Annotated in this window: 21 protein-coding genes; 8 read left to right on the top strand and 13 right to left on the bottom strand. The window is 71.0% G+C overall.

The window, feature by feature from the left end; all coding sequences use genetic code 11:
- The first annotated feature begins 135 nt into the window (after window positions 1-135).
- Complete coding sequence (locus tag SACXIDRAFT_RS06760; protein WP_006237776.1) at window positions 136-960, top strand: TIGR03089 family protein; 825 nt, start codon at window positions 136-138, stop codon at window positions 958-960.
- A gap of 7 nt (window positions 961-967) precedes the next feature.
- Here SACXIDRAFT_RS06760 and SACXIDRAFT_RS06765 read toward each other — a convergent pair whose 3' ends face one another.
- The gene (locus SACXIDRAFT_RS06765) at window positions 968-1,456 is read right to left on the bottom strand and encodes a GNAT family N-acetyltransferase (protein WP_006237777.1); all 489 of its coding nucleotides are present in this window, start codon (window positions 1,454-1,456) and stop codon (window positions 968-970) included.
- Window positions 1,457-1,682: 226 nt separating this feature from the next.
- Here SACXIDRAFT_RS06765 and SACXIDRAFT_RS06770 point away from each other — a divergent pair, with 226 nt between their 5' ends.
- Together SACXIDRAFT_RS06770 and SACXIDRAFT_RS06775 are read left to right on the top strand one after the other, a co-directional pair.
- Window positions 1,683-3,356 carry a class I adenylate-forming enzyme family protein gene (locus SACXIDRAFT_RS06770; RefSeq protein WP_006237778.1) on the top strand — a complete coding sequence of 558 codons (1,674 nt, stop codon included), beginning with the start codon at window positions 1,683-1,685 and terminating at the stop codon, window positions 3,354-3,356.
- Window positions 3,357-3,438: 82 nt separating this feature from the next.
- Complete coding sequence (locus SACXIDRAFT_RS06775; protein WP_006237779.1) at window positions 3,439-4,173, top strand: SDR family oxidoreductase; 735 nt, start codon at window positions 3,439-3,441, stop codon at window positions 4,171-4,173.
- 4 nt (window positions 4,174-4,177) lie between these two features.
- On the opposite strand, the gene purE is transcribed toward SACXIDRAFT_RS06775, so the two are convergent.
- The 3 genes from purE to SACXIDRAFT_RS06790 all read right to left on the bottom strand — a co-directional run bounded on the left by purE (window position 4,178) and on the right by SACXIDRAFT_RS06790 (window position 7,289).
- Window positions 4,178-4,657, bottom strand: a complete 480-nt coding sequence (purE, locus tag SACXIDRAFT_RS06780) for a 5-(carboxyamino)imidazole ribonucleotide mutase (protein ID WP_040922515.1) — start codon at window positions 4,655-4,657, stop codon at window positions 4,178-4,180.
- Window positions 4,658-4,739: 82 nt separating this feature from the next.
- Window positions 4,740-5,921: a 5-(carboxyamino)imidazole ribonucleotide synthase gene (locus SACXIDRAFT_RS06785; protein ID WP_006237781.1), complete on the bottom strand. Its 1,182-nt coding sequence runs from the start codon at window positions 5,919-5,921 to the stop codon at window positions 4,740-4,742.
- Between the two features lie 12 nt (window positions 5,922-5,933).
- The gene (locus SACXIDRAFT_RS06790) at window positions 5,934-7,289 is read right to left on the bottom strand and encodes a glycosyltransferase 87 family protein (protein ID WP_040922516.1); all 1,356 of its coding nucleotides are present in this window, start codon (window positions 7,287-7,289) and stop codon (window positions 5,934-5,936) included.
- A 234-nt stretch (window positions 7,290-7,523) separates the two neighbouring features.
- Between SACXIDRAFT_RS06790 and SACXIDRAFT_RS06795 the strand changes: the two genes are divergently transcribed.
- Both SACXIDRAFT_RS06795 and SACXIDRAFT_RS06800 read left to right on the top strand, forming a co-directional pair.
- The gene (locus SACXIDRAFT_RS06795) at window positions 7,524-9,983 is read left to right on the top strand and encodes a sigma-70 family RNA polymerase sigma factor (protein WP_050987005.1); all 2,460 of its coding nucleotides are present in this window, start codon (window positions 7,524-7,526) and stop codon (window positions 9,981-9,983) included.
- A gap of 10 nt (window positions 9,984-9,993) precedes the next feature.
- Window positions 9,994-10,536, top strand: coding sequence for a GtrA family protein (locus SACXIDRAFT_RS06800; RefSeq protein ID WP_006237784.1), 543 nt, complete (start codon window positions 9,994-9,996; stop codon window positions 10,534-10,536).
- A gap of 226 nt (window positions 10,537-10,762) precedes the next feature.
- Here the strand turns inward: SACXIDRAFT_RS06800 and SACXIDRAFT_RS06805 are convergent, their stop codons facing one another.
- Both SACXIDRAFT_RS06805 and SACXIDRAFT_RS06810 read right to left on the bottom strand, forming a co-directional pair.
- Entirely contained in the window at window positions 10,763-12,046 is a 1,284-nt protein-coding gene (locus SACXIDRAFT_RS06805; RefSeq protein WP_006237785.1) for a sensor histidine kinase, read from the bottom strand.
- Between the two features lie 10 nt (window positions 12,047-12,056).
- Window positions 12,057-12,779 carry a response regulator transcription factor gene (locus SACXIDRAFT_RS06810; protein WP_040922074.1) on the bottom strand — a complete coding sequence of 241 codons (723 nt, stop codon included), beginning with the start codon at window positions 12,777-12,779 and terminating at the stop codon, window positions 12,057-12,059.
- Between the two features lie 9 nt (window positions 12,780-12,788).
- On the opposite strand from SACXIDRAFT_RS06810, the gene hisN reads away from it, so the two are divergent.
- Window positions 12,789-13,592, top strand: coding sequence for a histidinol-phosphatase (gene hisN, locus SACXIDRAFT_RS06815; RefSeq protein ID WP_006237787.1), 804 nt, complete (start codon window positions 12,789-12,791; stop codon window positions 13,590-13,592).
- Between the two features lie 40 nt (window positions 13,593-13,632).
- Here hisN and SACXIDRAFT_RS06820 read toward each other — a convergent pair whose 3' ends face one another.
- From SACXIDRAFT_RS06820 to SACXIDRAFT_RS06850, 7 genes are all read right to left on the bottom strand, one after another.
- Entirely contained in the window at window positions 13,633-13,905 is a 273-nt protein-coding gene (locus SACXIDRAFT_RS06820) for a hypothetical protein (RefSeq protein ID WP_006237788.1), read from the bottom strand.
- Window positions 13,902-16,145, bottom strand: coding sequence for a glycohydrolase toxin TNT-related protein (locus SACXIDRAFT_RS06825; RefSeq protein ID WP_006237789.1), 2,244 nt, complete (start codon window positions 16,143-16,145; stop codon window positions 13,902-13,904). The genes SACXIDRAFT_RS06820 and SACXIDRAFT_RS06825 overlap by 4 nt, the downstream gene beginning before the upstream one ends.
- 9 nt (window positions 16,146-16,154) lie before the next feature.
- Window positions 16,155-16,493 (bottom strand): PE domain-containing protein, encoded by a 339-nt coding sequence (locus SACXIDRAFT_RS06830; protein WP_006237790.1) that lies wholly within the window; start codon window positions 16,491-16,493, stop codon window positions 16,155-16,157.
- On the bottom strand, window positions 16,490-16,930 hold the full coding sequence (locus SACXIDRAFT_RS06835; protein WP_006237791.1) for a YbaB/EbfC family nucleoid-associated protein: 441 nt from the start codon (window positions 16,928-16,930) through the stop codon (window positions 16,490-16,492). The genes SACXIDRAFT_RS06830 and SACXIDRAFT_RS06835 overlap by 4 nt, the downstream gene beginning before the upstream one ends.
- Window positions 16,931-17,071: 141 nt before the next feature.
- The gene (locus SACXIDRAFT_RS06840) at window positions 17,072-18,016 is read right to left on the bottom strand and encodes a hydroxymethylglutaryl-CoA lyase (protein WP_006237792.1); all 945 of its coding nucleotides are present in this window, start codon (window positions 18,014-18,016) and stop codon (window positions 17,072-17,074) included.
- Window positions 18,003-18,590, bottom strand: coding sequence for a PH domain-containing protein (locus SACXIDRAFT_RS06845; protein WP_006237793.1), 588 nt, complete (start codon window positions 18,588-18,590; stop codon window positions 18,003-18,005). The genes SACXIDRAFT_RS06840 and SACXIDRAFT_RS06845 overlap by 14 nt, the downstream gene beginning before the upstream one ends.
- Window positions 18,591-18,680: 90 nt before the next feature.
- Window positions 18,681-19,529, bottom strand: coding sequence for a biotin--[acetyl-CoA-carboxylase] ligase (locus tag SACXIDRAFT_RS06850; protein WP_040922518.1), 849 nt, complete (start codon window positions 19,527-19,529; stop codon window positions 18,681-18,683).
- A 101-nt stretch (window positions 19,530-19,630) separates the two neighbouring features.
- Between SACXIDRAFT_RS06850 and SACXIDRAFT_RS06855 the strand changes: the two genes are divergently transcribed.
- Window positions 19,631-21,271, top strand: a complete 1,641-nt coding sequence (locus tag SACXIDRAFT_RS06855) for an acyl-CoA carboxylase subunit beta (RefSeq protein WP_006237795.1) — start codon at window positions 19,631-19,633, stop codon at window positions 21,269-21,271.
- Between the two features lie 54 nt (window positions 21,272-21,325).
- A complete protein-coding gene (locus tag SACXIDRAFT_RS06860; RefSeq protein ID WP_006237796.1) occupies window positions 21,326-21,580 on the top strand; it encodes an acyl-CoA carboxylase subunit epsilon in 255 nt (84 codons plus the stop codon).
- Window positions 21,581-21,737: the final 157 nt, after the last annotated feature.

Raw genomic sequence — 21,737 nt, forward strand, 5'->3', positions numbered from 1 at the left:
AGTGCGGGCACGCGTACGACAAGTGCGGACACGCGTACGGGAAGTGCGGACACGCGTACGGGAAGTGCGGACACGGGTGCAGGAAGTGCGGACACGCCCGTGGGATGGGGTGGGCGCCGGGGTTAGGTTGGGCTCATGAGCCTTACCGAGCACCTTCTGCGGCCCATGTTGTCGGCGTCGGCGGGCAAGCCCGCCATCACACACTACGACGACGCCGCAGGCAGCCGGATCGAGCTTTCGGTCGCCACGCTGGCCAACTGGGCCGCCAAGACCGCCAACTGGCTCGTGGAGGAATTCGACGTCGAGCCCGGTGACAAGGTCGCCGTGAACCTTCCCGCGCACTGGCAGACCGCCGGTGTGCTGCTCGGCGCGTGGTGGTGCGGCGCACACGTCGTGACCGCTCCCCACGCCGGCCCTGCCACCCACACCGGCGCCGCCACCCACACCGGCGCTGCTTCATCCGACGAAGCCTCCTCCGCCGTCTCGTCCGAAGCCGCCACCGACATCGCGGTCACGTTCCTCGGCCCCGAGCACGCCGAGATCGCCCAGCGTTCCAGCGCCAACGGCACGGCAGGCGCGACGGCGGTGGTCGCACTCGACCCGCTCGGCAGGGGCCTCGCCACACCGCCGCCCGGCGGCGCGTTCGACTACCTGTCGGAGGCGCGCACGTGCGGTGACGAGTTCTCCCCCCTGTTCCCCGTGGACGGCGACACCCCCGCGCTGCTCGGGACGAGCGTGGACGACCTGCTGTCGCGCGCCCGTGAACGCGCCACCGAATTGGGGATCGGCGACGGCGACCGCGTGCTGTCAACCCGTGCGTGGACGCTGCCGGACGGCGTCGTGGACGCGCTTCTCGCGCCACTCGCCGCGGGCGCCCACGTCGTGCAGGTGACGAACGCCGACCCCGCACGCCGGAAAGCCCACCGTGACGCCGAACGCACCACGGTGGACCTTCCCTGATCGGTCCTCAGCGCAGGCGCTTCTCGAAGAACACCTCGGCGTAGGGCTCGTCGGTGTAGGCGGGAATCTCCTGGTAGCCGTGCGCGCGGTACAGCGCCTGCGCCTCGACGAGGTCGTGGCGGGTGTTCAACCGGATGGCCGTCGCCCCTCGCACCAGCGCGGCCTGTTCCGCTGCGGCGAGCAGCCGCGCGCCGAGCCCGTGACCGCGCGCCGAGGGCAGCACGAACATCCGGCCCAGTTGCAGAACCCCGTCGGAGAGCGGCGCCAAGCCCGCACAGCCGACGGGTTCGCCGTCGAGCCACGCCATGAGAAATGCGCCGTGCGGCGGATTGAGGGCGTCGCTGGGGTCCTCCGCCATCGCCGTGTCCAATTCGGACTCGGTGGCGGGGCGGCCGTAGTAGCGGCTCGCGACGTCGTCGAAATAGGTGCGCAGCAGCGCCGCGGCCTCGGGGGAATCCACAGCGGTCTCGCGGATCTCCACCGTGTCCCGGGCCATGTCGTCGATGGTCACAGTGCTCGACCCTAAAGCCGCTCGCAACCGGTTTACGCCGGGTCCTCCGCCGCGCACGGTTACCGGACGGCGACGTGGGGGTCGGCCGGTCGGCGCACGGTGACGGCTCGCGCGCACGCCCTCCACATCAGGCATCACGCTGCCCACACTGTGACGTCCGCGCTGCCCGGCCACCTTGTCGCCGAGGGCCGCGACTTCGTACCGTCGAGCAATGCCGACCTCGCCGCCGCGCCCACCAGGGCTTCCGACCTCCCTGCGCTACCCGGACGTGCCCGTCGGCTCCCTGCTCGCGGGTGCCGCGCGGCGCTACGGCGAGCGGGTCGCCTTCCGGCATGCCGACGAGGAAATCACCTTCCGAGGCCTGTGGGAGTTGGCGTGCCGGTTCGCGAACGCGCTGCGGCAACACGGCGTCGGGCGGGGCGACACCGTCGCGCTGCACCTGCCGAACTGCCTGGCTTTCCCGGTGGCCTACTACGGAACCCTGCTGTCGGGGGCTACCTTCAGCCCGGTCAACCCACTGCTGCCTCCGCGACCTCTCGCCGGCCAGCTCACCGACTCCGGCGCCTCGGTGGTGGTGACGCACGGCAGCGTGGCCGAGGCGCTGCGCCACAGCGACATCGAACTGCTGATCACCGTGCGCTCCGGGGCCCCTGGGGCTCTCGACTTCGACCGCTTCGTCGCGGAGGCACCGGCCACGCGACCCGCCGTGGATCTCACACCCGGTACCGACCTCGCGCACCTCGGTTACACGGGTGGCACGACAGGCCGGTCGAAGGGCGTGCGGCTGACGCACCGGAACGTCGTCGTCAACGCGCTCCAGTACACGTGCTGGAGTTCCGGCAGCGTGCCCGCGCTGGACGGGACGGGCGACGTCACGGTGGATCAGATCGGTGACGAACACGAGTGGCCGGTGCGACTGGGCACCGGGGCCACCCTGACCCTCACGCCGTGGTTCCACGCGATGGGCCTCGGCGGGCTGAACATGGGTGTGCTCAGCGGCACGAGCGTCACCATCCACGAACGACTCGACCCGCGCGCCTACGTCACCGACGCTGAGCGACTGCGGGTCACGTCGCTGAGCGGCGCACCCGCGTTGTTCGCGGCGCTACTGAGGTGCGAGGACTTCCACACGGCCGACCTCTCGTCGGTGCGGAGCCTCTCGTCGGGTGCGGCGCCCATGCCGAGGGTGGTGGCCGACGCCCTGCGCGCCCGCTTCCCCGGCGTGGTGATCACCGAGGGATACGGCCTCACCGAGGCCACCATGGGAATCACGACGGGGCCGACCTGGCGTTCCGGCACCCGGAAGGCCGGCACGGTCGGGGTTCCCATCTTCGACACCGAGGTCCGCATCGTGCCGTCCGGTGGCGACCCCGAGTGGGACGCACTGCCGCCCGGCACGCCCGGCGAGGTGTGCGCGCGCGGTCCGCAGGTGATGGGCGGCTACCACGGTCGCGACGACGAGACCGCGGCCGTGCTCGACCGGGGCTGGCTGCGAACCGGCGACATCGGCGTGTTCGACGACGAAGGCTATCTGTCCATAGTGGATCGTAAGAAGGATCTGCTGCTCTACAAGGGCTACAACGTGTACCCGCGCGAGCTTGAGGAGCTGCTGCTCGCGGTTCCGGGGGTCGCCTCGGCGGCTGTGGTGGGCCGTCCTGCGCCCGACGTGGGCGAGTTGCCCGTCGCCTTCGTGGTGCGAGCACCGCGTTCCGGTGACGGCTCCGGCGACAGTTCCGGGGGCGTCACCGCGGAGGCCGTCCTCGCCGCCGTGAACGAGCAGGTCCCCCCGTACAAGCGGCTGCGGGAGATCCACTTCGTCGATGCGATCCCCGTGTCGGGGGCGGGCAAGGTGCTGAAGCGGCAGCTCCGCGAGCGGCTGGGCTGATCAAGGCGACCCCAGGGTTTTCCGGTACCGGACACTCCGATACTGTACTGATCAGTTCAAAACTTCGACCGCAAAGGACCTCATGAGCAGCAACCGGATCGCCCTCGTCACCGGCGGTAGCAGGGGTATCGGCGCCGCGACGGCCCTGCGCCTCGCCGACGACGGCATGGACGTGGCCATCACCTACGCCAGCTCACCCGACCGCGCCAAGGAGGTCGTCGCCGGGATCGAGGAGCGGGGACGCAGGGGCCTCGCGATCGAAGCGGACGCCGCCGACGCGGACGCCGTGGTCGGCGCCGTCGATCGCACCGCCGCCGAACTGGGCGGGCTCGACGTGCTCGTCAACAACGCCGGGATCATCGTGTCAGGGCCGCTGCCCGAGCTGACCCTCGACGACATCGATCGCACCCTGTCGGTCAACGTCAGGGCGGCCCTGCTCGCCTCACAGGCCGCGGCCGCGCACCTGCCGTCGGGAGGGCGCATCATCTCGATCGGCAGCAACCTCGCCACGCATGTCCCGTGGCCGGGCATGACGCTGTACTCGGCGAGCAAGTCGGCCCTCATCGGCATGATCAAGGGCCTCGCCCGAGACCTCGGGCCCCGTGGCATCACCGCCAACATCGTGGCGCCCGGCTGCACCGACACCGACATGAACCCCGCCGACGGGCCGATGTCCGACGCCCAGCGCGCCGCCACGGCACTCGGCCGCTACAACCACGTCGATGACATCGCCGCCGCTGTGTCCTATCTCGCCGGTGACGGCGGGCGCAACGTCACCGGCACGACGCTGGTCGTCGATGCGGGCACCAACGCCTGACCGGTCACGAACGCTCGGCGGCCCGCTGCCTCAGCGCGGCGTCCTTGTCCAGGACGAGTGCTTCGAGGTCGGCCTGGAACCGTTCCATCCGTGCGCGCAACGCGGTGTCGGAGGCGGCGAGCATCCGCACCGCCAGCAGACCCGCGTTGCGCGCACCACCCACCGACACGGTGGCGACGGGAACACCCGCCGGCATCTGCACGATCGACAGCAGCGAGTCCAGTCCGTCGAGATACTTCAGCGGCACGGGAACGCCGATCACGGGAAGCGGGGTGGCCGAGGCCACCATCCCCGGAAGGTGGGCCGCCCCACCGGCACCCGCGATGATCACCCGCAGGCCGCGCTCCGCCGCGGAACTCGCGTAGTCCAGCATCCGCTGTGGCGTGCGGTGGGCGGAGTAGACGCCGACCTCGTAGGGCACGGCGAACTCCTCCAGCGCCGTCGCGGCGGCCTCCAGCACCGGCCAGTCGGAGTCGCTGCCCATGATCAGGCCGACGTCGGGGGTGGTCACGGTGCGCTCCTTCTGCTGCGGGGACACGGACATCGATGTGTGCCGGGGCGGCCGGTCAGTGGGCCCGGTAGCCGTCGAGCCATTCGGCGTGCGACAGCCAGTGCGCGGCCAGCCTCGCCCGCTTCCTGGTGTCGTCGGTGATCGGCCCGAGCACGTTGACGTGGCCCAGTTTGCGTCCGGGCCGCTCTGACTTGCCGTAGAGGTGGACGCGCACGTCGGGGAAGCGGGCGAAGAGGTGGTGCAACCGCTCGTCGGGGCTCGTCGCCGGTGTCTCCGGCGCGCCGAGGATGTTGGCCATCACCGTGGGCGAGAGCGGTTCGGTGACGCCGAGCGGATAGTCCAGCACCGCGCGCAGGTGCTGCTCGAACTGCGAGGTTCGGGAGCCGTCCATGGTCCAGTGCCCCGAGTTGTGCGGGCGCATGGCGAGCTCGTTGACCAGCAGGCCGGTCTCGGTCTCGAACAGCTCCACCGCCAGCACGCCGACCACGCCGAGCTCGTCGGCGACGCGCAGAGCCAGTTCCTGCGCCAGCGCGGTCTTCGCGGCGGTCAGTCCGGGAGCGGGAGCGAGCACCTCGGTGTTGATGCCGTCCTTCTGCACGGTCTCCACCACAGGCCACGCCGAACCCTGCCCGAACGGGGATCGGGCGACCAGAGCGGACAGCTCGCGCCGCATCTCCACCCTCTCCTCCACGAGCAGCGGGGTGCCCGCGTCGAGCAGCTCCCGCACCAGCGACGTGGCCTCGTCCTGCGACCCGACCAGCCACACGCCCTTGCCGTCGTAGCCGCCGCTGGCGGCCTTGAGCACCACGGGCCACGCGTGCTTCTCGGCGAACGCGGTCACGTCGTCGGGCGCGGTGACCTCGACGAACGCGGGACCGGGAATCCCCTGCGCCGCGAGACGCTCGCGCATCAGGAGCTTGTTCTGCGCGAACGCCAGAGCCGACGGCCCCGGCCTGAGCACGACACCCTCGGCCTCAAGCGCCCGCAGGTGCTGGCCGGGAACGTGCTCGTGGTCGAACGTCACCACGTCCACGGTGCCCGCGAACGCACGCAGTGCGGCCAGATCGGTGTGGTGTCCCCGCACGACATCGCTCGCCACGAGCCCGGCGGACTCGTTCTCGCCTGCCGCGAGCACACGCAACGACAGGCCGAGGGAGATCGCGGCCTGATGGGTCATCCTGGCGAGCTGACCGCCGCCGACCATGCCCACGACGGGCAGTCCTGTTCGGGTGTCCATGGTGCGTCCAGGTTAAGGGGAGCCGTCCTGGCCCCTCTCCTCAGCCCGGGACGACCCGCCAGGTGCACCGGCCCGCTCCACGGCACGCTCGCGCCGCGCCAGCCAGCGAACACCCAGCGTCGCGGCGAGAGCGACCGGCACAAGGAGATACGCGCTGCCGAGCACGAACTGCCAGAACTCCCAATGCAGTTCGAGGTTGCGGCCGTTGGGCAGCACCAGCAGCACACAGCTGACGAACACGACGATCACGAAGCCCGCGAGCGCCCAGCGGCGCCAGGCCGTGACGGGGCTCGTCTCCGGCAGGCGCACGACCAGCACGACGATCAGCGGCACCGCCCACACCCAGTGATGCGACCAGGAGACGGGCGAGACGAGCAGCGCGTAGAACGCCGTCACGAGCAGGGCGTAGAGGTGCTGACCACGGCGGTGGAACCGCACCATCACCCAGATCGCGAACGGCGCCAGCAGCGCACCGACACCGAGCGCGGCCACCGAGGACCACGGCGCGAGGTCGGTCACGCGGTTCAGCAGGCCGTTGAGCGACTGGTTGCCCGCCCAGTGCATCGGCCCGATGCGCCCCTGGTTGAACACGGTGTGGGTCCAGAACCGCACCGCGTCGGACGGCGCGATCACGAACATGAGCGCCTGCAAGCAGGCGAACGTGCCGAGGGCCCTGGCGGCGTCCCATTTCCGGCCGGTGAACAGCAGGTGCGGGATGAAGATCAGCGGTGTGAGTTTGACGGCGGCTGCGATGCCGACGAGCACACCGCCCCAGCGGCTGTCCCGCCTGCACAGCACGAGGACGTCGAGCACGACCAGCGCCATCAGGATGATGTTGATTTGCCCGAGGAAGATCGTGCGCCACACCGGTTCGAGACCGAAGAACACGATGGTGAAGACCAGCGTGATCCTCGCGGGTGAGGCCAGGAGCGCGAGACCGCCCTCCTGCCGGGGAAGCGAGGCGATCGTCACGCGGACGACCAGCGCGAGCGCCAGGAACGAGACGGCAGCGACCACGCCCCAGGCGATCTGGACGGGGAAGAACGCCAGCGGGGCGAACAGCAGCGCGGCGGCAGGCGGGTAGGTGAACGGCAGCAACGCCCACCACGGCTCCGAGCCGAGCGTATTGCCCGCGTACAGCGGGTCTGACTGCAACAGCGTCAGCGCACCCGCCCGGTACACGGCGCTGTCCACCCCGAGCCGCCAGTCGAACAACCAGCCCAGCACACCCGCGACGACGGCCAGCGCGGGCAACACCGCCAGCAGGGCGATCGAGCGCGGCCTTCCCGACAGCCTGCCAAGGGACGCCCTCAGTGACAGGAACGGCTCATCGCCGGGGCGAACCTCGGAACCGGTGGTGGTGGACATCGGACGCTTCACCACTCGCCACACATCGACTGCCTCACGGAAACAAGGTAATCACGATCCGGCGTAAACAGGGCCGTCAGCCCCGAACCGGCCCCCGCCCACCGATGTCCTCCGATGGAGTGACAGCGGGTGTCGTGGTTCCGGCGCGACCGCACCCGAGGCATGCTGCCCTGTGGCGAGTCGGCACACTTGCCGCACCGCTCGATGTTCTCCGCGCAGCGAGGAAGGACAGCCGTGACCACCGACTCCCCGAGTCCGAACGGCCGCAGCGACGCCGACCTCATCGCGTCGGTCCGTGCGGGCCGGATCGAGGAGTACGGCACGCTCTACGACCGGCACGCCACAGCGGCCACCCGCCTCGCGCGGCACCTGTGCCCCGCCACCGCCGACGCCGACGCCGTCGTGGCTGAGTCGTTCGCGACGGTGCTCGACGCGCTGCGGGACGGCGAAGGCCCGGACCACGCCTTCCGCGCCTACCTGCTGACCACCGTTCGCCGCACCGCCCACAGCAGGGCCAGGGCCTCCGGCCGGGTGCGCCAGGCCGGAGTCACGGCCATGGGGGCTGTGGCAGGAACCCGAGCGGTCTCCTCCGATCCGTCGGCCGGAGAACTCGAACACTTCGAACGCAGCCTGGTGGCTCGCGCGTTCCACCGGCTTCCCGGACGCTGGCAGACCGTGCTGTGGCACACGGTGATCGAGCAGCAGCCCGCCTCGGAGGTCGCGCCGCTGCTCGGCATCTCGCCGGGCGCGGTGCCTGCGCTGGCCTACCGCGCCCGCGCGAGCCTGCGGCAGGAGTACCTCCAGGCGCATCTCGCGGAGACGTCGTCGCCGCGGTGCAGGGCGACGGCGACCAAGCTCGGCGCGGGAACGAGGGACGGGCTGTCCTTGCGGGAGCGCGCGCAGGTCGAGCAGCACCTCGATCACTGTGCGCGGTGCAGGGCACTCGCCGACGAACTCGCCGATGTCAACGCCTCGCTGCGCGGGGTGGTGGCCTTCCTCGTGCTGGGCAGCGCCACCCTCGACTACCTCACGGACAGCGGAGCGGCGTCATCGGCGATCACTGCTGTCCACGCGGCAACGAAATCCGGTGAGCCCGGCCCCCGCCAGTTCCTCGGCGTCGCGGTGTCAGGTGTCGCGCTCGCCACCGCCGTGGCCGTCGCGCTCGGGGCAGGCGGTGTGGGCACCGCGCCCGTCGCCCACCGGCCGCAGGAGAGTGAGCGGCCCGCGCCTCCGCCGGTGTCGGCACCCGCGACGCCGTCCCCGACGCCCGTGGGACCGCCGTCACACCCGTCACTTCCCCCGCTGCCTGCCCCGGAGCTGAGGCCGGATTCCTACCGGCAGCTCCGGCCACCCCTCCCGCAGTCGCCGGAAACGCGGCCGGTGTCGCCTCCACCGGCGCTGCCTCCACCGCCGTTTCCTCCCGCAGACCCCGCCACACCGGTCGAGCCCGCTCCACCCGCCGCCCAGCCTGAGGAACCGCTTCCCTCGCCTGGCACCGATCCCGGAGGGGACACCGGCAACGAGGTCCCACCACCGGACCCTGCGCCGAGACCGAAGGTTTCGGCGTCCGTTCCCGGCGACGGCATCAGGCTGGACGCGGGAGGTGAGGCCAGAAATCTCGACGTGGCACTGCACAACGACGGTGAGGCCACGGCCGCAGGCACCGCTGTGGCCCTGACCCTTCCCGACGGCGTCACCACCGTCGCGCAGCAGCCCGGGGAAGGCGCCGACCCCGGAGACGGCACCCCGCCTGAAGAGGAGGATGACGGGCTCGGAACCGGCATCACCTCCGAAAACGACACCACACCCGAGCCGCGAACCGACGGCGGTCGGACCGAATCCACGGCTCCGGGACACGAGCCAGGCACGCCACCTGCTGTGTCCTGTCCTCCAGGCCGGGGAACCGTCGTGTGCGAGGTTCCCGGCGGGCTGGAACCTCGCGAGCGGGAAGTGGTGCGCTTCCGCGTGACCGCCGCCCCCGAGGCGGAATCCGGTGCCGCGGAGGGGCGGGTGACGGTGGCGGGCGGCGACCCGGTGCGCTTCACCGTCCCGATCGCCGTCCGGCAGGACGTCGCGCGGCTCGACGTCGGCGTGACGGGAAGGCAGCTGCACATCGAGGTCCGCAACGAGGGAGCGCGTCCCGCCATCGCCTCAGTCTCGGTGTCCCTCGACGTACCCGGTCTCGTGCTGTACGCCGAGGACCTGGAATGCGAGGCCGAGCCGCTGCACTGCGTCTCCCCTGCCCCGCTCGACCCTGGGCAGAGCACTCACCTTGAGGTGTTCGTCCCGCCGGGTCACGACGCCGACATCGTGACGGTCACCGCATCCGTCGGTGAGGACACGACGTCGGAGGTCGTCGAGCTCATGTCCCTCCTGCGCCTCGATGAGCCCGAACCCGGAGCATCCGAACCCGGCGACTCGTCGCGGCCATCCTCGTCGAGTCCGTCCGGGACGGCCCCCTCCACAACTCCTGCCGGCCCCGACCCGGCGGGGCCGGCGGCTGCCTCGACAGCGCTTCCGCAGGCGCCCGTGTCCTCGTCGTTCCCGGTGTTTCCGCAGGCGCCCTCGGAAGAGGTCGCCGAGGATGATGACGCTCCGTCACTGCTCGGAACACTCCTGCGGCAGCAGCATCGACGCTCCGGACGGCTCCGGCGGCGCGCCGGGTTCCCGGTTCACCCACGTCCCTCTGCGTAGACTGCGCGACGTGGCCGTCGTCGGATCTGTTCTCGCCCGCCTTCCCGCGCCCCTGCGCGCGATCCTGGTGAAGCACCGGGAGCTGCTGAAGTTCGCGCTGGTGGGCGGCACGACGTTCGTCGTGGACAACGCCATCTGGTACCTGCTGAAACTGACGATCCTGACATCGAAACCCACGACGGCGAAGGCCATCGCGATCATCATCGCCACCATCGTGTCGTACGTGTTGAACCGCGAGTGGTCCTTCCGCACGAGGGGAGGCAGGGAACGCGCTCACGAAGCGGCGCTGTTCTTCCTGGTCAGCGGTGTCGCGGTCGTCATCAATCTGATCCCGCTGCTCATGTCACGCTACGTGTTCGACCTGGAGGTCCCGCACGTCTCCCGGTTCGTCCAGGAGGCCGCCGACTTCGCCAGTGGATCGATCATCGGCATGCTCCTGGCGATGGCGTTCCGGTTCTGGGGTTTCCGGAGGTGGGTCTTCCCCGACGAACTCGGCCGCACACGGCGCGATGCCCCCACCGACGACGCCGCGGCCTCGGGCGCGCACCGCTGAAGCAAGGCGGGCGCCCACACGCCCACAGCCGACACACCCGCACAGTGCTGCGTGGTCGAACACATCAGTCCGTCACCGTGGGTGGCGGGCGAGTCGCCAGGTCAGGTGCTGCCGGGGGTAGACCCGGACCCTGGCCTGACGCATGTTCAGGGTCATTTTTCCCCCTTCTCAGTTCCTCGAACCGAGTCCGCAGGCAGCGCGCCCAAGATCTTCCCCGCCGTACCCGCTACCTCGGCACCCGCTCGGCGGGCCAGCTCACGCCGACCACATCACTGGGCCTCGGCACCCGCAGGAAGAGACTGAACGTGGCAGGCCGTTTCGCCGAGAGCTCCAGCCTTCCGCCGTCGGCCTCGGCGAGTGCCCGCGCCAGCGCGAGTCCCACCCCCGTCGAGCCGCTGCCGGAGAAACCCCGCTCGAACACATGCGACGCGAGATCGTCCGGAATGCCCGTTCCCGTGTCGGCGACCTGCACCACCACGGTGTTCTCGTTCTCGCCCCTGCGCGCCGTCACCGTGACCGTGCCAGCACCGTGCTTGGCGGAGTTGTCGAGCAGCACGCCGAGGACCTCCCTCAACCGTCCCGGCGTCGCTCGCGCCCTCAACCCCTCACCCACCCGCAGCCGCAGGGAACGGTTGTGCCGTTTGAACACGGGCCGCCACTCGTCGGCCACCTCGCCGAGCAGCACGGAAAGGTCAACGGGCTCGACCCTCACCTCGCTCGCGGCTCGGGCCGCGGCCAGCAGCTCGTCGAGCACGGCGGCCAGCCGATCGGCCTGCTCCTGCGCGGTTCGCGCCGAATCGGCGACCTCCTCGTCGGGATGGGTGGTGAGCGCCTCCAGCCTCAGCTGCAACGCGGTCAGGCGGCTGCGCAGCTGATGGGACACGTCACCGACGAGTTGCCGCTCCCGCTGCACCAACTGCGCCAGCGCGGTGGCCGACGCATCGAGTGCGTCTGCCACCGCGTCCAGTTCGGCGACGTCGTAGCGGCGCGAGTCGGGGCGGAAATCGCCCGCGCCCAGCCGCACCGCGCGATCCGCCACGTGGCGCAGCGGCCGTGCCAGCCGCCGTGCCGTCACTGTGGCCACCACGGTTCCCGTGCCCACCGAGAGCACCACCAGCAGCAGCACCGCTGCCGCGACCTGCGTTTGCTGTGTGCGCATCGGCTGGGCGGGGATCGCCAGCCGCACCGTGCCGTTCTGCGCGATGGGCACGGTCTCCACGACGACGTCCTGCCCCAGCGCCCTCCCGTACCTCAGAGTTGGCGTGTCAGGGCGGACCACGGTGAGGTTGCCGTTCTTCGGCACCGCAACCCGCACGTGACTGAGGTCGAGCGGGCGGCCGTCCGCGAGCTGGTCGTCGAGGATCGCGGCGATGCGCTGCGCGCTCGACGCCAGATCTTCCCTGGTGAGGTTGTCCACGAGGAGCCAGCCCGTGACGCCGAGCGGAATGCCCAGGGCGACACCCGTCACAGCGACGGCGAGCAGGATCGCGAGCAGGATGCGACGACGCACGGCCGGCCTTCTAGTCGGTGTTGAACCGGAACCCGACGCCGCGCACGGTGGCGATGTGTTCCTCACCGGGTCTGCGGGCCGTCCCGTTCGCGGCCCTGGCGAGCTTGCGCCGCAACCACGACATGTGCATGTCCAGCGTCTTCGACGTCCTCGACGTCTCCGGCGAGAGGTCGTTCCACACCTCGGAGAGGATCTCTTCCCTGCTGACGACCTGGCCCGCCCTGGTGAGCAGCACCCTCAGCAGCTCGAATTCCTTGTTGGCGAGCGCGATCTCCCTGCCCTCCACGGTGACGACCCTCGCGCCGACGTCCATCCGCACGCCGCCCGATTCGAGAACCTCGGGCGCCCTGCGGCGCAGTAGCGCGCGGATGCGGGCCAGCAGTTCGGCCAGCCGGAACGGCTTGGCCACGTAGTCGTCGGCCCCGGCGTCGAGCCCGACGACGAAGTCCACCTCGTCGGTTCTCGCCGTGAGCATGAGCACCGGAAGCCCCTGATCGGTGGCGCGCAGCCGCCTGCACACCTCGAGACCGTCCATGCCGGGCAGCCCGAGATCGAGGACGAGCAGGTCAACCCGGTCCCGTGCCGTGGCGTCCAACGTCGATGGCCCGTCGGCCACCACCGTGACCTCGTACCCCTCCCTGCGCAGGGCGCGCGACAGCGGTTCGGCGATCGCCGGATCGTCTTCGGCAAGTAGGACCACGCTCACCTTGCCAACCTTACGGCTCACCGGCATGAAACCATCGTGACCGTGTTGGGATACTCCGTTGACCTGGTCTTGGCCAAGCGGCTCGCGGACGCGGCCGACGCGATCACCACGGCGCGCTTCCGCGCACTCGATCTCGGGGTGGATCGAAAGCCCGACCGCACGCCCGTGACGGACGCCGATACGGCCGTCGAGGACGCGGTACGCGACCTGCTCGCCCTCGAACGCCCCGGCGACGCCGTCGCCGGTGAGGAACGCGGCGGTTCGGCGACCGCGCCCGGCCGGGTGTGGGTGATCGATCCCATCGACGGCACCAAGAACTTCCTGCGTGGCGTGCCGGTGTGGGCCACGCTGATCGCGCTCGTCGAGGACGGTGTTCCCGTCGTGGGCGTGGTGAGCGCGCCGCTGCTCGGCAGGCGCTGGTGGGCGGCGTCCGGTGAGGGCGCGTGGCTGCGGGACTCGGCAGGCGAGCACCGGATCTCCGTGTCGAAGGTCGCGGCGCTGGACGACGCGACGGTCTCCACCACCGACCTCGGCTCCTGGGTCGAACACCACTCCCGCGATGCCTACCTGCGGCTCGTGGACGCCTGCTGGGAAAGCCGCGCGTTCGGCGACTTCTGGCAGCACTGCCTCGTGGCCGAGGGCGCGCTCGACATCGCCGCCGAACCCATCGTGAACCCGTGGGACGTGGCGCCGTTGCGCGTGCTCGTCACCGAGGCCGGTGGCCGGTTCAGCGACCTCGCGGGACGTGGCGGCATCGACGGCGGCTCGGCACTCTCCACCAACGGCCTGCTGCACGACCGTGCGCTGGAGATCGTGGCGAGCGGAGGAGGCGAGGGCTGACGGGGCTGACGGTCCCGCATCGCGAGCGCGCGGCACACGCTCACGGCAGCACGCCGACCGCTCCCCGTGCCACCTGCGCCCACGCGAGCCTTCCGAACAGGTAGTGGCACGCGACCTGCTCGTTGGAGAACCGGGCCCAGTCGTAGCGGTTGCCCTGCTCCCGCCAGAAAACCTCCCAGGCGACCTCGCCGTCGAGTCCTTCCTCCTCGGTGCGGAGCAGGCACCACGCGTTGTCGGTCTCACTGCCGATCGAGACGACTTCGCCCGGCACGCCGACGGCGTCCAGCCAACGCTTGATCGACTCGAAGTTCATGCCCTCTCCTCGAACGTGATGTCCGCCAGATGGCCGAGCACCACAAGCTCGGCCGCCGAATACACCGTCCGGTAGCGCACACCGCCACCGGGTTGACCGAACCACGGCGCCGACACCGCTTTCCACGCGGGCACCTGCCTGACCACCCGGTACCGGCGGTATCCGCTGCCGAGATGCCACGGCGGCAACGAACGCTGCGCGAATCGTGTGCCGTCGGCGGCGAACACGCGGCCGTGTGCCGAACCGAACCGGTCCAGCACCTCTCCCTCCTCCAGCAGCACCGGCTCGCCCGGTTCGTGACAGCCCTCGGGAAACCGCTCGGGCGGCGGCCACGCGAACTCGGGCCGCTCGCCGTCGCGCACGAGGTAACGACGATCCCACTCCAGTTCGGAAACCTCCCCGAGCGGATCATGCCCCTCGATCACCTCGGCGGGCACACCGGGCAGCACCTCGGCCGGTGGGGGCGCGGGACGCCTGCCGCCACCACGCAGAGCGGACAGTGCGGGCTCGACGTCGAGCAGGCCAGAATCCGGGTGATCGTGAGGAGGGAATCGTGCGACGCCGAAGTCCGCCTCCTCCTCGGGCGCGGGCAACTGCCTCGCCGGGGTGTCGGAGGCGACCGGCAGGTGCCCGATGGGAAACATGTGGACCACGAAGAGAGCGACGACGCTCTCCCGTTCCTGCCGGGGCGCACCCACCGCGACGGCCGAGGCACCCGGATGCGGCGCGGGCGGCTGGGGACGCGGCGGGGCAGGCGGTGGAGCCGGAGCCTGCTGGTGCGGAGACTGCTGTCCGGGCTGCGGTTGTCGGGGCTGCGGTTGTCCCGGCGGCTGCTGCACCGGCTGGGGATGCTGCGCTGCCGGGGCTTGAGGCGCTGGGCCCTGTTGCCCGTGCGGCGCGGCGGGATTCGGTGCGTTCCACTGGACCGCCCTGCCCTGCGGCGGAGCCTGCGCCCCCGGAGCCTGGGGCGGGACGCCCTGCGGCACCGCACCGAACTGCGCTTGCTGCCCGCCCGGCGCGTACATCGGAGGCTGGACCTGCGCCCCGTAGCCGCCCCACTGCGGCGGCGCCCCGTACTGCGGCATGTTGGGGACCACGGTGGGGGCCACAGGAGGATGCTGGTAGGCGGCAGGAGGCGGGACGGCGCTCGGCAGGGCCGACGGCGCGAGGCCGGACAAGTGCGTGTGCCCGACCTGCCCCACGTGTCCAGCCTGTGGACCCGCGAAGGGAGGCTGGCCGCCCGCATCGGGCGGACGCAGGACTGTACCGCTGGGCGGGGTTGGGGCATCGGCACCGATGCCGGGCACGAACTGCCCGCTCGGTGGTGTGGGCAACTGCGCGATCGCGATCGGGCCGGTGTCCTCGGCGGCGTCGTCGTCGAGCGGCGGGATGCCGCCGTGCGTTTCCTCGCCCGAATCCGGAAGCAGTGGCTCGTCGGCCGGGTCGAGCCGCTCGGCGATGATCGACTCCGGAAGCCCGGCGAGGCCGGTGTCCTCCGCCTGCTCGGTGAAACCGGGCTCGGCCGGAACCCCGGCGAGACCGCCGTCCTTCACCGGACCCGCGCCGGTCATCTCCCGCACAGCCCCGGCGAGACCGGCGTCCTCCCCCTGCCCCGCGCCGGTCATCTCCCGCACAGCCCCGGCGGCACCTGCTGCGTCACCCACCGCTCCGGCCACGGCACCGGCAACACCTCCAGGCTGCCCGGCCTGCTCGGCGTGACGCGTGACGCCCTCCACCGGAGCGGCCGAAGACGACACCGCCTCGACGAGGTCCCTGGTCACCATCCCGAGATCACCCGCCGCGCCGCGCAGCACCGTGTCCACCGCGAGCAGTGCCGAAGGATGTCCTGCGTCGGCGGCCACGAGCGCGGCGTTCCTTGTCGTCGCCGCGTCCACGAGTCTCCGCACGATCTCCACCTTCGCCCTGCCCACCTGCTCGGCCGCGTTGTCGAGCCGGTCGGCGGCCAGCGTGGCGTTCCGAGCGGCCTCCGCGAGCGACCCCGAGTCGGGGTCCGCGAGGGTGGCCCACCGCTGCCTCGCGGTCTCGGCAGCGGGGCCGGACATCGCCGCGAGGGCCCTCTCCGCACACGTGTCCGCCTCACCGGCGAGCGAGGTCAGCTCTCGTGCCGCTTTCCGCCACGCCTCCGCCTGCTCGCGCAACGCGTCCTCGTCGGCTTCGGGCCAGCTCACCCCGGTCGCGTCCGCGATCCCGGCGAGTTCGGCAGGCAGTTCCACACCCATGGCAGGCACCTACCCCGCGCGATCCGGCTCGTCGGTGGCGTTGACCGCGTTCGCGGCGTCGGCGTCGGCGGTGAGGTACGCCGTCGCCGCCTCGGCCAGCGCGGTGCCGAACTCCTCGAACGCCCCTGCCACGCCGTTCACCTGCCGCAGCGCGTGATCGGCCGCCTCGACGTGCGTGGCCGCGAAACTCTCCCCCACGGCATCACCGCCCCACGGCCGGGGCACGGCCTGAAGCGCCTCGGCGAGTTCGCTCGCGACGGCACGCGCCCGCTCCGCCAGCGCCGCCAGTTCGCCAGCACCCGCTCTCAGCCTGCTGGGATCGACCTCGAACCCGCCCGGCGCGCTCATCGGGCCTTGGACCATTCGCTGTCGTCGAGCCAGTTCTGATCCTCGAACGTGTCGTCGGAGTCGTCGAGCGGCTGGACCGCGAGTTCGTCCTCGGTCAGGTCGGCTGTGCCCGACAGCACCGATCCCGGCTCGGCCACCCTTCCGAGCGCGGGAGCCATGATCTCCTCCGCGCCGCAGAACGCCTCAGCACCCGCCTCCCTGGCCGCGCGCACGATATGCGCGGCCAGCTCCGAAGGCCGGTACCGCGTGTACGCCTCGGCGTCGATCACCAGGTCGGTCAGTTCGCCGCGCGCACCGACCGTGGCCGTCACCAGCCCGTCCGCGCTCTGCGCCGACGCGCTGACGCGGGCGAGGCGCCTGTGCACGTCGGCGAGCTGGTCCCTGCTGCGGCGGTAGTCGGCGAGCAACTCCTCCACCTGCGCCCGGTGCTCGGTCACGGCCTCTCCCCCGACGTCGAAGGGTCACTGATGACGGCTCTTGATGACGACAGTGGCCCCGTCTTGGACGCGTGGTCCGCCCGATCGGTTCCCGTACCCCATCGGCATCCGTCGTGGACGGCTTGACGACCGGGTCACGCCCTATCCCGCGAGGGCCCGCACGACCCTCGACGGGCTCGGCCTGCCCAGTTGCTTCGACATCCACACGCTGGTCTCGACGAGCGCGTCGAGATCGACACCATGCTCGATGCCGAGCCCGTCGAGCAGCCACACGAGGTCCTCGGTGGCGAGGTTGCCGGTGGCCGACTCCGCGTAGGGGCAGCCGCCGAGGCCACCGGCGGAGGAATCCACCGTGGTCACGCCCTTCCGCAGCGCGGCGAGGGTGTTGGCGAGCGCCTGCCCGTAGGTGTCGTGGAAATGCACGGCGAGGTCGCCGACCGCGACCCCTGCGGCCGTGAAGGTGTCGATCACGTGCTCGACGCTCGCGGCCGTGGCGACGCCGATGGTGTCGCCGAGCGACAGCTGCGAGCACCCCGCGTCGAGCAGGCGCTTGCCCACGGCCAGCACCTGTTCGGCAGGCACGGCGCCCTCCCACGGGTCGCCGAAACACATCGACACGTAACCCCTGACGTCGAGGCCCGCCTCTCGCGCCTGGCCGATCACCGGCTCGAACATGGCGAACTGGGCGTCGAGGCCGGAGTTCAGGTTGCGCTGGGCGAAGGTCTCCGTGGCGCTGGCGAACACGGCGATGTGGCTCACCCCCGCCGCGAGCGCGCGGCTCAACCCGCGCGCGTTGGGCACGAGCACCGGGTAGCGAACGCCGTCGCGCGGCGAGAGCCGGGACAGCAACTCCTCGGCGTCGGCGAGCTGTGGCACCCACTTCGGGTGCACGAAACTCGTGGCCTCCAGCGTGGTGAGCCCCGCGAGCGCGAGCCGGTCGAGGAATTCCAGCTTCACCTCGACGGGCACGACGTTCGCCTCATTCTGAAGTCCGTCGCGGGGGCCGACCTCCCAGATCGTCACGCGCGACGGCAACGAACCGTCGGTGCCGAGTCGTTCGGGAAGGCCGAGTTCACGCACGCCCATAACGCTCCTGCCGTCCGGGTTCGTGACCAGCATCGTCGTGCTCGTCACGCGGTTGATGATCGTCGTAGGGGTTGTCGTTGACCTGACGGTAGATGTAGGTGTGCATGCGCTCGACCTGGGGGATGTCGTCGAAGGTCAGCGGCTCGTCCGACGCCGACTCGATGATCAGCGTGCCGCAACCGAAGATGCGGTCAACGAGTCCGTGCTCGAACCGCACGCTATGGATGCGCTGCATCGGGATGTCGATGCCGGTGCGCCTGATCACGCCTTCCCGCACGATGACCCTGTCCGTGGTGACGACGAAATGGGTGGTTCGCCACCGGACGAACGGGGTGAGCACCAGCCAGATCACGAGGATGCCACCGACCGAGGCGACGACGATGGTAGCGACCATGTCCCACGGCGGTTCCAGTTCACCGGCCTTCATGGCGAGCCAGACCCCCGCCACCACGGTCACCAGCAGCACGAACACGGGGAAGACGAGCATCTTGAAATGTGGATGCTTGTGCGCCACGACGTGCTCGCCCTCGCTGAGCAGACTGTCGGGATAGGCCACCTCGGACACCCCCACCATTTGTGCTTGGCCGCAGGCCTCACCGTACCGCGTACGACGGCATTCCACGCCCGTCCACGGCGAGGCCCACGTGGCCGTGTCGCACGGGGGCTAGCCCGGAAGCGACCTCAGGTGGATCACATCGGCGGCGAACACCGTGCGCCGCCCCTTGCCCTCCTCATCGACCACGAGCGCACCCGCCGGATCGACGTCAACGGCCGTGCCGAGCCGCGACTGCGCACCGGCCACTTCGAGCCGGATCCGCTGCCCGAGAGTGGCGCAGCGCTCGCGGTACTCGTCGAGCAGACCGGCGGCCGCGAGGTCACCGCGCGCCTGCCGCCACGGCAACTCCCGCTCGTGCAGCGCGGCCAGCAGCAAGGCGGCCACGTCGGTGCGGTCGGTGGTGCGGGCCCGCTGCTCGGCGAGCGAGGTGGCAGGCAACCCGCCGGGCCCCGGCCGCACGGTCTGCCCCGTGCGGCTGTCCCGCAGCGGCAGCACGTTCACCCCGATTCCCAGCACCACGGCCTGTTCGTCGGAGGACACGGCCTCGGCGAGCACCCCGGCGCACTTGGCGCGCTCCGGGCCGGCGAGGACGTCGTTGGGCCACTTGAGCACCGCGTCAACGCCGAGAGCGTCCGTGACGTCGGTCAGCGCGAGCCCCGCGACGGCCGCGAGTGAACCCAGAGCGGCCATGGGCACCTCGGCGGGTCGCAGCAACACGCTCAGGTACACGCCCTTGCCGGAAGGCGACACCCAGCCCCGCCCCCTGCGGCCTGCTCCGGCCGTCTGCTCCTCGGCGATTAGCACGGTTCGGTCGGGAGCGCCCTCGGCCACCGCCGCCCGCAGATCGGCGTTCGTCGATCCGGTCCTCTCGACGACGTCGATCGCGGCGTAGGGGCCGACCGGTGCGAGCAACTGTGAGCGCAGCCTGCTCACGTCGAGGTGTCGCGACGCTGTCACACCCTCCACCCTAGACAGGAGCCCGACCCGGCGATGGCACGCCCGGTGAGATTCCCAACGCGGCACGCTTCCGTGCCCTATCGCTGATTAAGCTCCGCAGCATGAGCAGCGCGACGGAGCCACTCGGGACGCCACCGGCAGACGAGCCGGACATCCACACCACGGCGGGCAAGCTCGCCGACCTGTACCGCCGCGACTCGGAGGCCGTCCACGCGGGCTCGGCGCGGGCCGTCGAACGTCAGCACGCCAAAGGCAAGAAAACCGCCCGCGAGCGCATCGACCTGCTGCTCGACCCGGGCTCGTTCGTGGAACTCGACGCGCTCGCCCGGCACCGCTCCACCAACTTCGGGCAGGACCGCAACCGCCCTTACGGCGACGGCGTCGTCACCGGGTACGGCACCATCGACGGCCGCGGTGTCTGCGTGTTCAGCCAGGACGTGACCGTGTTCGGCGGCTCGCTCGGCGAGGTCTACGGCGAGAAGATCGTCAAGGTCATGGATCTCGCCATGAAGACGGGACGGCCGATCATCGGTATCAACGAGGGCGGCGGCGCGCGCATCCAGGAGGGCGTGGTCTCGCTCGGCCTCTACGCCGAGATCTTCCGCCGCAACACGCACGCGTCCGGGGTCATCCCGCAGATCTCACTGATCATGGGAGCCAACGCGGGCGGCCACGTGTACTCGCCCGCGCTCACCGACTTCGTGGTGATGGTGGACAAGACGTCGCAGATGTTCATCACCGGCCCCGACGTCATCAGGACGGTGACGGGCGAGGAGGTGACGCTGGAGGACCTCGGCGGCGGCCGGACCCACAACACCAAGTCGGGCAACGCCCACTATCTCGCCACGGACGAGGACGACGCCGTCTCCTACGTCAAGGAGCTGCTGTCGTTCCTGCCGTCCAACAACCTCTCGGAGCCGCCGGTCTTCGACGCGCCCGAGTCCGGCGAGGGTTCGATCGCCGACGGCGTCACCGACTCCGATCGCGAACTCGACACGCTGATCCCCGACTCCGCCAACCAGCCGTACGACATGCACGAGGTCATCTCCCGTGTCGTTGACGACGGCGAGTTCTGCGAGGTCCACGAGCTGTTCGCGCCCAATGTGATCGTCGGTTTCGGCAGGGTCGAAGGGCGCAGCGTCGGGGTGGTGGCCAACCAGCCGACCCAGTTCGCCGGCTGCCTCGACATCGACGCGTCGGAGAAGGCCGCGCGGTTCGTGCGCACCTGCGACGCCTTCAACATCCCGGTGCTGACGTTCGTGGACGTGCCTGGCTTCCTGCCCGGGACGGACCAGGAATGGAACGGCATCATCCGCAGGGGTGCGAAGCTGATCTTCGCCTACGCCGAGGCCACCGTTCCACTGGTCACCGTGATCACGCGCAAGGCCTACGGCGGCGCGTACGACGTGATGGGTTCCAAGCACCTCGGCGCGGACGTCAACATCGCGTGGCCGACGGCGCAGATCGCGGTGATGGGCGCGCAGGGCGCGGCCAACATCGTGCACCGCAAGCGGCTCGCGGAGGCGGCCGAAGCGGGTGAGGACGTCGAGGCGCTGCGGCAACGGCTGATCCAGGAGTACGAGGACACGCTGTGCAACCCGTACGTCGCCGCCGAGCGCGGGTACGTGGACAGCGTCATCCCGCCGTCCCATACGCGGGGCCACGTCGCGAGGGCGCTGCGGATGCTGCGCGACAAGCGCGAGACGCTGCCGCCCAAGAAGCACGGCAACATCCCGCTGTGACGTTTCCCTTGTGACCCCCTTTGTGACCCCCCTGTGACCACCGAGAGGTGCGCGATGGCTACCGAGGCTACCGAGGCGACCCAGCCGACCGAGGACGCCGCGAGTCCGCTGCTGCGCGTCGTGAAGGGCTCCCCCGACGACGCGGAGCTGGCCGCGCTCACCGCCGTCGTCGCGGCACTCGCCTCGGCGGCCTCCGCCACTCCCGAGCCGGAAAGGACGCCCTCGCGCTGGGCCGATCCCGCGTCGCGGTTGCGGCTGCCTGCGAGGCCGGGGCCCGTGGGATGGCGGTCGTCGGCCTACCCGGTCTGAGCGTCCGGCCCGCGCGGCCTCGCCGGGAATCCGCTTCCGCCGTGTCGCAGGCCGGATCGCCGGATCGCTGGAGCCACGTCTCGCGCGGACGAACCCGGCAGGCGGTCTTGCGCGTCCGGCAGGTCTTTTCCGTGCGAGCCGGTACGCGGGAGACGGG

Origin of the sequence: Saccharomonospora xinjiangensis XJ-54, assembly GCF_000258175.1 — a bacterium.
GTDB lineage: Bacteria > Actinomycetota > Actinomycetes > Mycobacteriales > Pseudonocardiaceae > Saccharomonospora > Saccharomonospora xinjiangensis.

Bases quoted from the DNA above. Each gene is read 5' to 3' on its own strand.
- SACXIDRAFT_RS06760 (WP_006237776.1), top strand. From the start codon at position 136: ATGAGCCTTACCGAGCACCTTCTGCGGCCCATGTTGTCGGCGTCGGCG.
- purE (WP_040922515.1), bottom strand. From the start codon at position 4,657: ATGGGCAGCGACTCCGACTGGCCGGTGCTGGAGGCCGCCGCGACGGCG.
- SACXIDRAFT_RS06855 (WP_006237795.1), top strand. From the start codon at position 19,631: ATGAGCAGCGCGACGGAGCCACTCGGGACGCCACCGGCAGACGAGCCG.
- SACXIDRAFT_RS06790 (WP_040922516.1), bottom strand. From the start codon at position 7,289: ATGTCCACCACCACCGGTTCCGAGGTTCGCCCCGGCGATGAGCCGTTC.
- SACXIDRAFT_RS06810 (WP_040922074.1), bottom strand. From the start codon at position 12,779: ATGCCGGTGAGCCGTAAGGTTGGCAAGGTGAGCGTGGTCCTACTTGCC.
- SACXIDRAFT_RS06830 (WP_006237790.1), bottom strand. From the start codon at position 16,493: ATGAGCGCGCCGGGCGGGTTCGAGGTCGATCCCAGCAGGCTGAGAGCG.
- SACXIDRAFT_RS06820 (WP_006237788.1), bottom strand. From the start codon at position 13,905: ATGAACTTCGAGTCGATCAAGCGTTGGCTGGACGCCGTCGGCGTGCCG.
- SACXIDRAFT_RS06770 (WP_006237778.1), top strand. From the start codon at position 1,683: ATGCCGACCTCGCCGCCGCGCCCACCAGGGCTTCCGACCTCCCTGCGC.
- SACXIDRAFT_RS06860 (WP_006237796.1), top strand. From the start codon at position 21,326: ATGGCTACCGAGGCTACCGAGGCGACCCAGCCGACCGAGGACGCCGCG.
- SACXIDRAFT_RS06825 (WP_006237789.1), bottom strand. From the start codon at position 16,145: ATGGGTGTGGAACTGCCTGCCGAACTCGCCGGGATCGCGGACGCGACC.
- SACXIDRAFT_RS06840 (WP_006237792.1), bottom strand. From the start codon at position 18,016: ATGGGCGTGCGTGAACTCGGCCTTCCCGAACGACTCGGCACCGACGGT.
- SACXIDRAFT_RS06785 (WP_006237781.1), bottom strand. From the start codon at position 5,921: ATGGACACCCGAACAGGACTGCCCGTCGTGGGCATGGTCGGCGGCGGT.
- SACXIDRAFT_RS06845 (WP_006237793.1), bottom strand. From the start codon at position 18,590: ATGGTGGGGGTGTCCGAGGTGGCCTATCCCGACAGTCTGCTCAGCGAG.
- SACXIDRAFT_RS06775 (WP_006237779.1), top strand. From the start codon at position 3,439: ATGAGCAGCAACCGGATCGCCCTCGTCACCGGCGGTAGCAGGGGTATC.
- SACXIDRAFT_RS06765 (WP_006237777.1), bottom strand. From the start codon at position 1,456: ATGGCCCGGGACACGGTGGAGATCCGCGAGACCGCTGTGGATTCCCCC.